We start from the raw sequence: 13,083 nt of genomic DNA, 5'->3' as shown, positions 1-13,083 counted from the left end.
GGATGGCATGAATTTAACGGCCGTTTTAAATGATCCCAATACAATGTGGATCTTACTTGGCTCAATGCTTTTAGGTTTATCAAGTGGTGTTATTGGCACATTTGCTTATTTGCGCAAGCAGGCTTTAATTGGAGATGCCTTATCACATGCTGCTCTGCCAGGTATCTGTATCGCTTTTCTAATCACGGGAACTAAATCAATCATCTTCTTTTTGATTGGGGCTGCTATATCTGGGCTAATGGCCATCTTCTTGATTGGTTTGTTCACGCGAAAATCTAGAATCAAGCAGGATAGTGCATTTGGGATTGTTTTAAGTGTATTTTTTGGCGCTGGAATTGTGATGCTCACCCGTATCCAGCAGGGAGGTGCGGGGAACCAGTCTGGTCTAGATAAGTTTCTATTTGGCCAGACTGCGTCCATGCTCATGAGTGATGTCATTACAATGGTAATCATATCGTTATTTTTGATAACCGTTACGGCATTGTGCTTTAAGGAATTTAAGCTTGTGTCGTTTGACCCTGGATTTGCTAGTGGGATTGGTTATCCTGTGAGCTGGCTGGAATATTGGATGATGTTTTTGATTGTTATATCCGTTGTCACAGGTATCCAAGCGGTTGGTGTCGTATTGATGGTCGCGCTGTTAATCACACCTGCTGTGTCAGCGAGATATTGGACGGAGGATTTACGGGTGATGATTGTTCTATCCGGTTTCTTTGGAATGATGAGCGGCATATCCGGTACACTCCTTAGTACAGTAGCCAATAATCTCCCAACCGGGCCATTGACAGTCCTCTCGGCAAGCTTTTGGTTTCTAATCTCCGTCATTTTTGCTCCTAAACGAGGTGTGCTTATGAAGCTTGTGAGAAAGAAGAAGATTAAACGGGAGTACCTCCGAAGCCAACAAACCATTATGGCAGAAGGGAGAAAGTCTGTATGAATGCGTTCTGGATCATCCTCATTGGCTTTTTTGTCGCAGGCTCTTGCAGCATTCTTGGCTGCTTCCTCATTCTCCGCAAGATGGCTCTTGTTGGAGATGCCATCAGCCATTCCGTATTGCCCGGCATTGTGCTAGTCTTCTTATTTACCGGTTCCCGTGATTCTGTTTGGATGATGTTCGGAGCAGCGGTATTCGGACTATTATGCGTGTATTTAATTCAAAAATTCCAACAAGGCGGCGTTCAGACGGATGCAGCTATTGGCGTGACTTTTACTGCCCTGTTTTCTATAGGGGTACTGCTTATATCGATGTTTACCCGTCAGGTCGATTTGGATCTTGATTGTGTCCTTTACGGAGAGATTGCTTTTGCTCCTTGGGATACTTGGAGTGCACGCGGGGTGAATATGGGGCCGATGGCAGTTTGGGTGACAGGCTTTGCTTTCTTATTGAACATACTGATTGTCACTGTATTTTATAAGCAGTTCAAAATCTGCAGTTTTGATCCTGCCATGGCACTTGCTCTCGGTATTCCGGTACTTTTCTTTCATTATTTATTGATGGGTTTAGTATCGGTGACGACGATTGCTTCTTTTGAAAGTGTCGGTGCCATTCTGGTTGTTGGCATGCTGATTGTACCAGCCGCAACTGCCTACTTACTAACCGATCGTATGAGCATGATGATTGTCATTAGTGTTGTTTCAGGAGGAATTAGTTCAATAGCCGGCTACTATATGGCGATGGTTCTAGATGCTTCGATAGCCGGATGCATGATTACCGCTGCTGGGATTCAGTTTCTGATTGTTTTCTTCCTCTCACCAACGCACGGGATGCTTTGGAAAAAATATAAGCATCATAAACTTCGCCAAGCAAGTACTTCATGATCAATTTATGATGACGCAGGATGAACAATTCTGCGTCTTTTTCATGCCAAAAATTGTCGGAAAGCTGCATGATATACAAAATTGGAGGTGAAGAATCGTTAAATCATTGGCTCTGCAAAAGTCATTGGAAGTTACATAATCTAACAGTTCCATAACTCTTACAATCTGTTACAATGGTGAAAAACATTTATATTGGATTCATCCTCACATAGAGTTTTATAATAGGAGACAACACCGACATCAATGATATAAATAACAATCATAAAGGAGCATTCAATGACACGTAAGAAAAAACGACCCAATATCGCAGGTCCTTTAATCATATTTGCCCTGTTATTCTTAGGCTTGTGGAAATTGATTGATGCTTATGAGCCTGTGCCTGTATCATTGGATAATTCGAAGGAAATCCAGGAGCTGGTCGATGAGGTTAGCTTCGGAAAGGTGCAGGTTAATTGGCGGGAGGTTGCGGCCGTTCTTCAGGTTAAGTATTCAATGGATACCGTGACAACAAGTCAAATCCAACGAACAGCGAAGCACTTCATTGAACGGGATAATGGAGAGTATACATTGAAAACCATGAAGTCTGTTATGGATGATCTGCATTTTACGAAAGAGGAAATCGATAAAGCGAATAATGAGATAACAGCCCTGAATGAGCAAAAAAGTGACCGCAGCAGTCAGCGGGCATTTATTAATAAAATGAAAGATGGGGCAATGGCCAACTACGAGAGGTATGGCATCCTGCCCTCCATCACGATTGCCCAGGCTGTCCTTGAATCAAACTGGGGCAATTCGGGACTTACAAAGGAATATAATAATTTATTCGGGATCAAGGGTCATAACTGGGATGGTGCTACCGCTAATCTAGAGACGAAAGAAAACTATGATGATCAGATTACAAGTGATTTTCGTGTGTATGGTTCGTTAGAGGATTCCATCAAGGACCATGGTCAATTTCTAGTCGAGAATAAGCGTTATGAGAAGAATGGGCTCTTTGATGGAGAAACTTATCAGGAGCAGGCAAAGGCTCTTGAGGATGCTGGCTATAGTACTGCCACTGATGAAAATGGAGAAAAAATCTATAGCAGCATGCTCATAAATATTATTAAGACATATGAATTACAAGTAATTGATAGTGAAGCTGAATTGAACTTAAATGCGTAAAGGGTGTATGCCGGACTGGCTGCATCCTTTTTCATTTTTCCTAAAGCTGCATCCTTTTATACATGCATGTTATCTTCTTGCACATACTAAGAGCGGAGGGATGCTATATGAATAATAATAATGAATTGTTTAATTCCATCTATGAAGAGTACCTGAACTCTGCCGATGTTTCAGCAAATAAGGAAGAGATGATTCCAGGCAAGGAACGCATTATCGCCGTCCAAAAAAATGATGATGGTGATATCATTGCCTTCAAAACAGAAAGCGGAAGGGAGCTTGATTACTTAACCGCCTTAGATGAAGCTAAAGGTGGCAAGCTCGCTCATATTGATGTGTTTCATAAATACGGCCGGGATATTATCAGAAGTGAGCCTGATGGAACAAAGGAAAATAATCTGGATCAAATGCCGGAGTTTTGATGTTTTGAAGCCTGTTTATTAAAACAGGCTTTTTTTCGTTAGCGCCTATTTAAAAAATGGAGTTAGATGAAAGACAATAACTATGTGCTAAATCTTCAACGATGAAAAAAGTTCAGCTCTAAGATGACATTTGTCCAAAGGAAGTTCGAATCTTTGTTATAACAGTCTATAGAACTAAGGTTGGAAAAAAGATATCCAGCAATTAGTAAAGCCGAACGATAAACTATTTCTGTTTATACATAGTGAATAATCTTCGGCTCTTTCTAATTCTTTATAATGTTTCATGCATCAACCTGTTTAGAAGTCATCCTCAAGCCGTATTTCTTATTATGCAGAGAAATTGTGAGGTCAGTTTTCTAATATATGAAATATTATTACTATGTGCCAAATCTTCATAGTTTCAACCATTTTGGCATTAAGATGACTTTTATCCTGGTAAGAGATCAAATTGAGGGTGGAAAATAAGAAGATATTGAAGGGGACGGAAAGAGGTAAGAGTATATACCAGGCATTTAAAAACAAAAAGGAAAAGGCGGAGCAAGCACTCCGCCTTTTTTTAGAACAACTGATGAGATTGATCCTTCGCAAATTCAATGATGAAATCTCGAAATAGCCTGACAGATGGGGAAAGAAAGTAATTTTTCATACTGGCAAGATAAATAAATCGCTTATGTATTGGATTGGAGATCTTAATCAATTTAATCGTTGCTTGATTCTCAATGGTTGATAGCCTTGGCATAATGGCGATTCCATAATTGACAGAGACCAGCCCTGCGACTGCGGAGTCCTCTTCAACCTCGCACACGATTTCGGGTTTGAGATTCTCCTCTTTGAAAATTTTATCAATTAAAGGCCTTAGGCCGCTTTCTTTTGAGTAGAAAATATAGGGGTAGGGTACCGTCTCCCCAATATCAACGGTCACTTTTTGAGCTAATGGATGATCAGGATGAACGGCCAGTACTAATTCCTGCTCTGCTACTGGTGTGAAATCAATTTCTTTCTCATTCTCCATATACGAGCAAAAAGCGAGATCGTATTTTTCATCCTTAAGTCCCTGGATAATACTTTTGGTTGTTCCTTGAGCGAAAGAAAAGGTAATGTCCTTATATTCTGTTTCTTTCACGAATGCTTCAATTGATGTTGGAATGAACCGGGAACCAAGCGTATAGATAAATGCTAAGTCAATCTGTCCTTGTTCAGGATTCATTAACTTCTTGATTTTCTTTTCGCCTTTTTCCAATTCACAAAGGGCGGAATCGACATAGGTTAAGAATATTTTCCCGTACTTAGTCAGACGGATGTTTCTACCTTGCTTTTCAAACAAAAAAACGCCTAATTCCTTTTCCAGCTCTGTAATCGCGTGGCTTAGACTGGGCTGAGTGATGGATAATTGGGCCGCTGCCTGTGTATAGTGTTCAATCTTGGCCAAGGTTCGGAAATAATGCAGTTGGCGTAAATTCATAAATATTCTTTGTCCTTTCTTATAGAAAACATCTATTAATTCTCTTTAAAAAATCAATTAGATTATTAAAATAACCGGGGATATAATCGGTAATGACGAATATATCATAGGTGTATAGAGGTGTCGAGATTTTTTGTGAAACAAAACACATTCTGTATTAACACCTGCTTTGTCTCTGTATAGGAAGTTTCACTAACAGGGAATTGAATTAATTTTGAATTCACCTTTATACTACTATGCTCGATTAGAGCAAGTTGAATTCAACTGAGAAAGGATAAAATCATGACGAACTATCAGCACATTTTTGAACCGCTTCAAGTGAAAATGATGACATTGAAGAACCGTATCGTTATGCCGCCAATGGGTACAAACTTCGGCGGGCAGCACGGGGAATTTAATGAAGATCACATCAGCTACTACGAGCAAAGAGCAAAAGGCGGAACAGGCCTTATTATCGTAGAAAATGCAAATGTCGACTTCCCGCTCGGATCCAACGGAACAACACAAATCCGTATCGATCACGACAAATATATTCCTGGACTTTATAATCTAACTGAAACTCTTCATAAATATGGTACGAATGTAGCCATTCAAATTAACCATGCCGGGGCTTCTGCCGTTCCAGCACGTATTGAGGGACTTCAACCGGTTTCTGCATCCAATATTCCTTCTAAGACTGGCGGTGCCATTCCTAGACCACTTACAAAGGAAGAAATTCTTGAAATCGTAGAGAAATACGGACAAGCGGCTAAACGTGCACAAGCAGCTGGCTTTGATGCTGTTGAAATTCATGCGGGTCACTCTTACTTATTATGCCAATTCTTATCTCCTTTATATAATAACCGTACAGATGAGTTTGGCGGAAGCTATGAAAATAGAGCTCGTTTCGCTCGTATGGTTATCGACCGCGTTCGTGCTGAGGTTGGTCCGTTCTTCCCAATCATGCTTCGTTTCAGCGCCGATGACCTATTAGCTGGCGGTAACACATTGGAAGACACGCTTAATATCCTTGAATACTTAAACGACGAAGTGGATATCTTCGACGTATCCGCTGCTGTCAATGACTCTGTACATTACCAAATCGACCAAATGAACCTACCTGACGGATGGCGTTCATACATGGCGAAAGCCGTTAAAGAAAAATTCGGCAAAGTAACGATGACAACTGGTAACATCCGTAACCCGCAAATCGCTGATGATATCCTTGCAAATGGACATGCTGACTTAATTGGGATGGGCCGTGGATTGATTGCCGACCCTAGCTGGGTGAATAAAGTAGAACAGCAGAACGAAGAATTAATTCGTAAATGTATCTCATGTAACATTGGATGTGCTGGTCACCGCATCGGTTTAAACCGGCCAATTAGATGTACGATTAACCCGAACCTTTATGTGGAAGATTCTCATAAAGAAAACCGCATTAAAGATACGACAAATGTTGTTGTCATCGGCGGCGGTACTGCTGGTCTTGAAGCTGCTTGTACAGCTGCAGAAGTTGGCTGCACAGTTTACTTGTTCGAGCAAAAGCCATATCTTGGCGGCTTGGCTAGAGAAATTGCTACACTACCAGCGAAAAACCGTATCTCTGACTTCCCTAATTATTTAGTGAAACGTGCGGAGAAATTGAAAAACTTGATTACATTCACAAATACGAAAGCTGACATCGAGCTGATTGAACAATTCAAGCCGGATGTAGTTGTGAATGCAACAGGTTCGCAGCCATTACTTCCGCCAATCCCTGGTCTTCTAGACCGCATTGATAAAGATGGCGAGAAAATTTACTCCATCATGGGCTTATTGAATAAATTAGATGAGTTCAATGAATTAGATGTTGAAGGCAAGAAAATCGGCGTTATCGGCGGAGGTGCCGTTGGTCTTGATGTTGTCGAATACTTCTCTGAAAGAGGAGCAGACGTGACAATCGTTGAGAGATTGCCGATGCTCGGCCGTGATTTGGATCATATCACTCGTATTTCCATGATGAGCATGATCAAAGAGAAGAATGTCACAGTTCATACGAATACTTCTCTTATGGAAGTTGCTTCTGACCACTTCAAGCTTCAATATGAAGGTGTCGACAGCAATCTTGAGTTTGATTATGGTTTCGTTTGCCTAGGTATGAAGCCTGTAAATGAGAATGTATCTTTCTTACAAAAACATTTTGCTAAAAAAGGCGTTGAATTTGTCAATATCGGTGACAGTCAGCGTGCCCGCAAAATCATGGACGGCGTACGTGAAGGAAGAAACATCACAGATACATTGAAAAAAATCGGTGCTATTTAATTAATCTATTCCTTTTAACTATCGTTTTCTGCGAAATTTGCAGGAAAACGATAGTTTTTTTTATGAATACATAGGTAAATGACTATAAATCAAGAATTATTACTATACTTTTATCTATAGAATTAACCAGTATATATCTATAGATAAAATCTATTAAATCAACTGGAAAAACCAATTAGATTTTCCGAACATTCTCCTATATACTCAAGAAGTCAAAGAAATTACTACATATTCAAACCATGCTATATGCACTAGATATTAACCTCATGCAGGGCAGTACTAGCGCAGCTGGCAGGGGGGGATCGTGGGATGAAAAGCACGGTCTGATGATAAAAGGAGGGCACTCAATTGGTTGGTTCAGGTTATATAAATGGCAAGACAAAACTGTTAGGTTTGATTGCTACACCGATAAGCCACTCTTTATCCCCAGCCATGCATAATATGGCATGTCAGGAGCTTGGATTGAATTATGCCTATTTGGCCTTTGATGCTGGCAATCAAGAGCTTGACGAAATCGTCAAAGGGTTTAAGGCGATGGATGTGCGTGGATTTAATGTATCAATGCCAAATAAAACAAAAATACTACCTTTATTGGATGAACTTGCTCCCGCGGCGAAATTCGCTGGTGCAGTCAACACAGTCGTCAATGAAAACGGCAGGCTGATTGGTCACTTAACAGATGGGACTGGCTATATGCGAGCCTTGAAGGAGGCCGGCGTCTCTATTAAAGGCAAGAAGATGACGATTTTTGGAGCTGGAGGCGCTGCTACTGCCATTGCTATTCAAGCAGCAATGGATGGCGCAAGCGAGATATCCATTTTCAATCACAAGGATGAGTTCTTCTCCCGTGCAGAAAGAAATGCAGAGATTATCAATGATTCTTTGCAGCATCTTTCATGTCTGGCTAATGTATATGATCTCGGTGATGAGAAACGACTGAAGCATGAAATCATGAATAGTGACCTCATCACGAATGCAACGGGTGCCGGAATGAAACCAATGGAGCAGGAGAGCATTGTGAAGGATACCAGCTGGCTTCGTCCAGAAGTGACTGTTTCAGACATCGTTTATAACCCTTTGAAAACAAAGATGTTGACGATGGCAGAAGGAGCAGGGTGTAAGACGGTTAATGGATTAGGCATGATGCTTTGGCAGGGTGCTGAGGCATTTGAGATTTGGACAGGGGAAAAAATGCCCGTTGCTCTAATCCGAAACCGGATATTTAATCAAGAAGGCAGTATGAAGGCATAATGAAGATATAGAGAAGAAGGGAGTACCACAATGAGTACATTGAAAATTAAAAACGTGGTCATCGGCGAAGGCACACCAAAAATCATCGTGCCGCTCGTTGGAAAAACAGAAGAAGAAATTCTAAAAGAAGCAGCCCTTGTGAAAGAGCTTGCTCCAGATGTCGTTGAATGGCGCGTTGATATATACGAGCATGTTGAAGATCTAGAAGCTGTAAAGGAAATGATCAGCAAATTAAGAGCGGCATTCAATCAAGAATTATTGCTCTTCACATTCAGAAGCCATAAAGAAGGCGGAAATAAAGAAATCAGTGATGCTTTCTATGTGGAATTAAATGAAACAGCTATCCGCACAAAGCAAATTGACTTAGTGGATGTTGAATTGTTCAACGAGAAAGAAAACGTGGAAAAACTTGTGGCAGCAGCAAACGAAAATGGCGTATTTGTCATCATGTCTAACCACGATTTCTTCAAAACACCAGCGAAGGAAGAAATCATCAGCCGTCTTTGCAAAATGCAAGAGTATGGTGCCCACATCCCGAAAATTGCAGTTATGCCGCAAAATGTTGGTGATGTACTTACATTGCTTGATGCAACCTACACAATGAAAACAGAACATGCCGACCGCCCATTGATCACGATGTCTATGGCTGGAACAGGTGTAATCAGCCGTCTTGCTGGTGAAGTATTCGGTTCTGCCTTCACTTTTGGAGCAGGAAAAGAAGCATCTGCACCAGGTCAAATCCCGGTAGCAGAATTGCGTACAGTATTAGATATTTTACACAAAAGTCTTTAATTATTGTTGATCATCCGGCTGTATAGTCATTTACGGCCGGATGATAAAAGAATCATATGTGTATAATTGCCTTTGATGAAATGTTAAAGGGGTAATTTGTGTCATTGTATGTGAAATCATTCACATTAGTTGATTACCAACCATTCCTTACATGAATGACATCAAGTCGGCAAATTATAATATATAAACACCTTGGAGGTAAAACAACATGTCAGATTTAGGAAGAATCGACGGAAGAACAAAACTATTGGGATTATTGGCAACGCCAATTGGCCACTCCTTATCCCCAGCTATGCACAATATGTCTTTGCGTAAACTAGGACTTAACTATGCATACATGGCATTTGAAGTGGGCAATGAACAGCTTGAAGACGTTGTAACAGGCATGCGTGCCCTAAACGTTCGCGGTTTCAATGTTTCTATGCCGAACAAAACAAAAATCGGTCCATTATTGGATGAGCTTTCTCCAGCAGCCCAATTCACTGGTGCGGTTAATACAGTTGTCAATGAAAATGGCAAATTGATCGGCCATATCACTGATGGAACAGGCTATATGCGTGCTTTGAAAGAAGCTGGCATCAATATCATCGGTAAGAAAATGGTCCTTATGGGTGCAGGCGGTGCCGCAACAGCTATCGCAATCCAAGCAGCTCTTGATGGAGTAGCAGAAATTGCAATCTTCAACCGCGATGATGAGTACTATGCACGCGCTGAGAAAAACGTGGACATCATCAACAACCAAATGGAAGGCGTAACTTGCAAAGCAACCGTTCATCGTTTAGAGGATTTAGACGCGCTTAAAGCGGCAATCGCTGAGGCAGACATCCTTACGAACGGAACAGGCGTTGGTATGAAGCCGCTTGAAGGACAAAGCTTGATTCCTGATGCTTCTTGGCTGCGTCCAGAATTAATCGTTTCTGACGTTGTTTACATCCCGCGTAAAACAAGACTTCTTGAAATGGCAGAAGAAGCTGGATGCCGCACAATTAACGGTCTTGGCATGATGCTTTATCAAGGTGCAAAAGCGTTCGAAATGTGGACAGGACAAGAAATGCCTGTTGAGTATGTGAAAGAACAAATGTTTTAATTAGTTTGCCTTCATGGCAAGCTTATATAAAAATGAAATTTTGGAGTTGAAAAAATGTTTAAAAATCGTTATATGCCAGCTGCAATGGCTATGTATATCAACTATTTCATCCATGGTATGGGCGCAATTATCCTTGCGCAAAACATGACATTCCTTATGGATCAATTAAACACTGATAAAGCGGGAGTAGCGTATGTAATCTCTGCTCTAGGTATCGGTCGTTTAATCGCTTTGGCAATCTCAGGTGTTTTATCTGATAAACTCGGTCGAAAACCAATCATCTATGCGGGTATGCTCGTGTATATTGGATTCTTTGTATCCATTCTATTTGCACCAAACGTACAAATCGCATTCATGTTTGCCCTATTAGCAGGTATTGCAAACTCTGTATTGGATGCAGGTACGTACCCTGCATTAATGGAATCATTCCCTAAATCCGCTGGAACAGCGAATATCTTGCTTAAAGCATTTATCTCTGCAGGTCAATTCACATTACCGGTTATCATCGGTATGATCATTGCTAATGACTGGTACTATGGAATTTCATTCTTAATCCCTGTTGCCATCTTTGTATTGAATGGTATCTTCATGATCAAATTGCCATTCCCGAAAGCAAACCAAAAAGAAGAATCAGCTGAAGAAACAGTTGCTGAACAAGTATTTGCTTCAAAACCTAACTTCTGGGTTGAAGGACTTGCGATCATCTTTATCGCTTTCACAGCTACAGCAACATTCTTGATTGTTCAAACTTGGCTGCCAACGTATGGTGAAGAAGTCATCGGCATGGCTAATGCTTCTTCTTTGAAATTGGTTTCTTACTATAGTGCTGGTTCACTAGCTTCTGTGTTTATTACATCTTATCTTGTAAAAAGCATAATCAAGCCTGTCTATGTTGTATTTGCTTATCCATTAATGTCATTGCTTGTTTTCCTTGGCATTGCTTTTGTTCAAACACCAGCAATGGTTATCAGCGGCGCATTCCTAATCGGTTTCTTCGCAGCAGGCGGTGTGCTTCAATTAGCCCTTGTTGTTATGGCTGAATTCTTCCGCGGCAACAAAGGTACACTAACAGGTATCTTTATGACTATGTCTGCTGTGGCAAGTGCGGCTGTTCCTGCCATCACAGGTAAAATTGCTAATACAAACATTACAAACGTTATTCTTTTCGGTGCAGCAGTAGCAGCTGCAGGTGTTCTTTTATCACTTGTCGTGCTTGTTCGTTACCGTAAAGTCATGAAAGTGGAAAATACTACAGCTAGTACAGCTGCATAATTAACCCTATACTGTTTACTGAATGAAATATATCTACTAGGCCTAATGTCTAGTAGATATATTTTTGACAAAAAACCACAGGAATATCTATTCCTCGGCCAAATTAATAGGCATTGCCTATAAGAAATAGGAGGTCTATCAATGAATAGCAAATACGCTGCAGCCATTGGCAGTTATATAAACTACTTCGCATTCGGTATGGCCTACATCATGATTGCTCAAAATATGAGCTTCTTGACTGAAAGGCTCGGAACCGATAATGCTGGTGTTTCTTTTCTCGTCTCCGCCTATGGTATTGGTAGATTAGCTTCATTATATATATCCGGGCATCTTTCCGATAAGATCGGAAGAAAGCCATTTGTCATTACAGGTGCTTTGCTTTGTGCTGCCTTTTTGATTGGAATTCCATTAACAACCCATTATGAGGTTGCCCTTATGTTTGCCGTCCTAGGCGGTTTATCAAATGCCTTCCTAGATGCTGGAACCTATCCAACTGTGATGGAATCATTCCCGAAACACACTGGTACAGCAACCGTTTCTGTTAAGGCGTTTATTTCCGTCGGATCATTGATTCTGCCGTTCATGATTACATTTTTCTTGAACCACGGCATTTTCTTTGGCTGGTCCTTCTTTGTTCCGGCTATGATCTTTATCGGAAGTGCATTGTTCCTGTCAAGAGCAAAATTTCCATACTCTAAGGAAACAAATGCAAATGCAGAAGCTACTCAAGCAGCCCTTAACCAATTTACGGAAGCACCGAAGTTTCAAATCGAAGGTCTTGCTTTGATTGGAATAGGCTTTACAGCTCCAGCTTTATTGTATTTGATGAACATCTGGATGCCGACCTACGCAGAAGAAGTGATCGGCATGTCATTGACGAGCTCCTTAAAGCTCCTCAGCTACTATAATATTGGTGCGTTCATATCCGTCATCCTTGTCGCAATCGCCCTGCGTAAATGGTTGAAGCCAACACATGTCATTTTAGCTTACCCAATCATGACAATGGCAGGTACCATCCTGCTTATGAATGCAAAATCACCGTTGCTAGTAGCCATTCTGGCTTTTGTCATCGGATTCTCACTAGCTGGCGTTATGCAATTAGCACTAGGTGTTTTATGTGATTTCTTCTGGAAGAACAAAGGAAGAATGACCGGTATCCACTGCACGGCAACAAGCTTGGCAACAGCCGGTATTCCTTTTGTAACAGGCTTGATCACACGTTATGTTGATGTAACAGGAGTATTTATGTTTTCCCTATGCATTAATGCATTAGGCATTGTATTGGCATCGATTGTTTTCTATCGTTATAGAAAATTAACTATGCCAAAGCAAACTGAAATGAATACAGCTGCTTAAGTAGAGCAGTGTAGAGAAGACAGCGGCTATCCGCTGTCTTTTTTTTATGGCTTAAAAAATGCTGCTAGGATAAAAGACGAATAAGCAGACAGTGGGGCATATATGTTGTATGGAAAGTGGACATAAAAAATAACGTAAAATATATTTACAAGTGAATTTTCACATCTTTATTTCCCTGG

11 protein-coding genes are annotated in these 13,083 nt (G+C 40.9%); 10 read left to right on the top strand and 1 reads right to left on the bottom strand.

Going from position 1 to position 13,083, the window contains the following annotated elements; all coding sequences use genetic code 11:
• Nucleotides 1-7: 7 nt before the first annotated feature.
• From ACY8DX_RS11050 to ACY8DX_RS11035, 4 genes are all read left to right on the top strand, one after another.
• The gene (locus ACY8DX_RS11050) at nucleotides 8-937 is read left to right on the top strand and encodes a metal ABC transporter permease (protein WP_462405128.1); all 930 of its coding nucleotides are present in this window, start codon (nucleotides 8-10) and stop codon (nucleotides 935-937) included.
• The gene (locus ACY8DX_RS11045) at nucleotides 934-1,818 is read left to right on the top strand and encodes a metal ABC transporter permease (RefSeq protein WP_462405127.1); all 885 of its coding nucleotides are present in this window, start codon (nucleotides 934-936) and stop codon (nucleotides 1,816-1,818) included. Before ACY8DX_RS11050 ends, ACY8DX_RS11045 begins: the two co-directional genes overlap by 4 nt.
• 276 nt (nucleotides 1,819-2,094) lie before the next feature.
• On the top strand, nucleotides 2,095-2,982 hold the full coding sequence (locus tag ACY8DX_RS11040; protein ID WP_462405126.1) for a glycoside hydrolase family 73 protein: 888 nt from the start codon (nucleotides 2,095-2,097) through the stop codon (nucleotides 2,980-2,982).
• A gap of 107 nt (nucleotides 2,983-3,089) precedes the next feature.
• The gene (locus tag ACY8DX_RS11035) at nucleotides 3,090-3,401 is read left to right on the top strand and encodes a DUF3892 domain-containing protein (RefSeq protein WP_462405125.1); all 312 of its coding nucleotides are present in this window, start codon (nucleotides 3,090-3,092) and stop codon (nucleotides 3,399-3,401) included.
• 556 nt (nucleotides 3,402-3,957) lie between these two features.
• Here the strand turns inward: ACY8DX_RS11035 and ACY8DX_RS11030 are convergent.
• Nucleotides 3,958-4,863: a LysR family transcriptional regulator gene (locus tag ACY8DX_RS11030; protein WP_049670880.1), complete on the bottom strand. Its 906-nt coding sequence runs from the start codon at nucleotides 4,861-4,863 to the stop codon at nucleotides 3,958-3,960.
• Between the two features lie 282 nt (nucleotides 4,864-5,145).
• On the opposite strand from ACY8DX_RS11030, the gene ACY8DX_RS11025 reads away from it, so the two are divergent.
• The 6 genes from ACY8DX_RS11025 (at nucleotide 5,146) to ACY8DX_RS11000 (ending at nucleotide 12,904) form a co-directional block, all read left to right on the top strand.
• Nucleotides 5,146-7,146, top strand: a complete 2,001-nt coding sequence (locus ACY8DX_RS11025) for an oxidoreductase (RefSeq protein ID WP_049670881.1) — start codon at nucleotides 5,146-5,148, stop codon at nucleotides 7,144-7,146.
• Nucleotides 7,147-7,494: 348 nt separating this feature from the next.
• Nucleotides 7,495-8,397, top strand: coding sequence for a shikimate dehydrogenase (locus ACY8DX_RS11020; protein ID WP_462405124.1), 903 nt, complete (start codon nucleotides 7,495-7,497; stop codon nucleotides 8,395-8,397).
• 30 nt (nucleotides 8,398-8,427) lie between these two features.
• Nucleotides 8,428-9,189, top strand: coding sequence for a type I 3-dehydroquinate dehydratase (gene aroD / locus ACY8DX_RS11015; protein ID WP_049670883.1), 762 nt, complete (start codon nucleotides 8,428-8,430; stop codon nucleotides 9,187-9,189).
• Nucleotides 9,190-9,397: 208 nt separating this feature from the next.
• Nucleotides 9,398-10,276 (top strand): shikimate dehydrogenase, encoded by an 879-nt coding sequence (locus tag ACY8DX_RS11010; RefSeq protein WP_049670884.1) that lies wholly within the window; start codon nucleotides 9,398-9,400, stop codon nucleotides 10,274-10,276.
• Between the two features lie 54 nt (nucleotides 10,277-10,330).
• The gene (locus tag ACY8DX_RS11005; RefSeq protein WP_049670885.1) at nucleotides 10,331-11,548 is read left to right on the top strand and encodes an MFS transporter; all 1,218 of its coding nucleotides are present in this window, start codon (nucleotides 10,331-10,333) and stop codon (nucleotides 11,546-11,548) included.
• A 141-nt stretch (nucleotides 11,549-11,689) separates the two neighbouring features.
• Nucleotides 11,690-12,904 carry an MFS transporter gene (locus tag ACY8DX_RS11000; RefSeq protein WP_439802026.1) on the top strand — a complete coding sequence of 405 codons (1,215 nt, stop codon included), beginning with the start codon at nucleotides 11,690-11,692 and terminating at the stop codon, nucleotides 12,902-12,904.
• Nucleotides 12,905-13,083: the final 179 nt, after the last annotated feature.

Source organism: Gracilibacillus sp. Marseille-QA3620, from assembly GCF_054950035.1.
This window is presented reverse-complemented; position numbering and strand designations above follow the sequence as displayed.

What these genes read in the sequence shown, in the direction of transcription:
- ACY8DX_RS11050 (WP_462405128.1), top strand. Translation starts at nt 8, where the DNA reads ATGAATTTAACGGCCGTTTTAAATGATCCCAATACAATGTGGATCTTA.
- ACY8DX_RS11045 (WP_462405127.1), top strand. Translation starts at nt 934, where the DNA reads ATGAATGCGTTCTGGATCATCCTCATTGGCTTTTTTGTCGCAGGCTCT.
- ACY8DX_RS11040 (WP_462405126.1), top strand. Translation starts at nt 2,095, where the DNA reads ATGACACGTAAGAAAAAACGACCCAATATCGCAGGTCCTTTAATCATA.
- ACY8DX_RS11035 (WP_462405125.1), top strand. Translation starts at nt 3,090, where the DNA reads ATGAATAATAATAATGAATTGTTTAATTCCATCTATGAAGAGTACCTG.
- ACY8DX_RS11030 (WP_049670880.1), bottom strand. Translation starts at nt 4,863, where the DNA reads ATGAATTTACGCCAACTGCATTATTTCCGAACCTTGGCCAAGATTGAA.
- ACY8DX_RS11025 (WP_049670881.1), top strand. Translation starts at nt 5,146, where the DNA reads ATGACGAACTATCAGCACATTTTTGAACCGCTTCAAGTGAAAATGATG.
- aroD (WP_049670883.1), top strand. Translation starts at nt 8,428, where the DNA reads ATGAGTACATTGAAAATTAAAAACGTGGTCATCGGCGAAGGCACACCA.
- ACY8DX_RS11010 (WP_049670884.1), top strand. Translation starts at nt 9,398, where the DNA reads ATGTCAGATTTAGGAAGAATCGACGGAAGAACAAAACTATTGGGATTA.
- ACY8DX_RS11005 (WP_049670885.1), top strand. Translation starts at nt 10,331, where the DNA reads ATGTTTAAAAATCGTTATATGCCAGCTGCAATGGCTATGTATATCAAC.
- ACY8DX_RS11000 (WP_439802026.1), top strand. Translation starts at nt 11,690, where the DNA reads ATGAATAGCAAATACGCTGCAGCCATTGGCAGTTATATAAACTACTTC.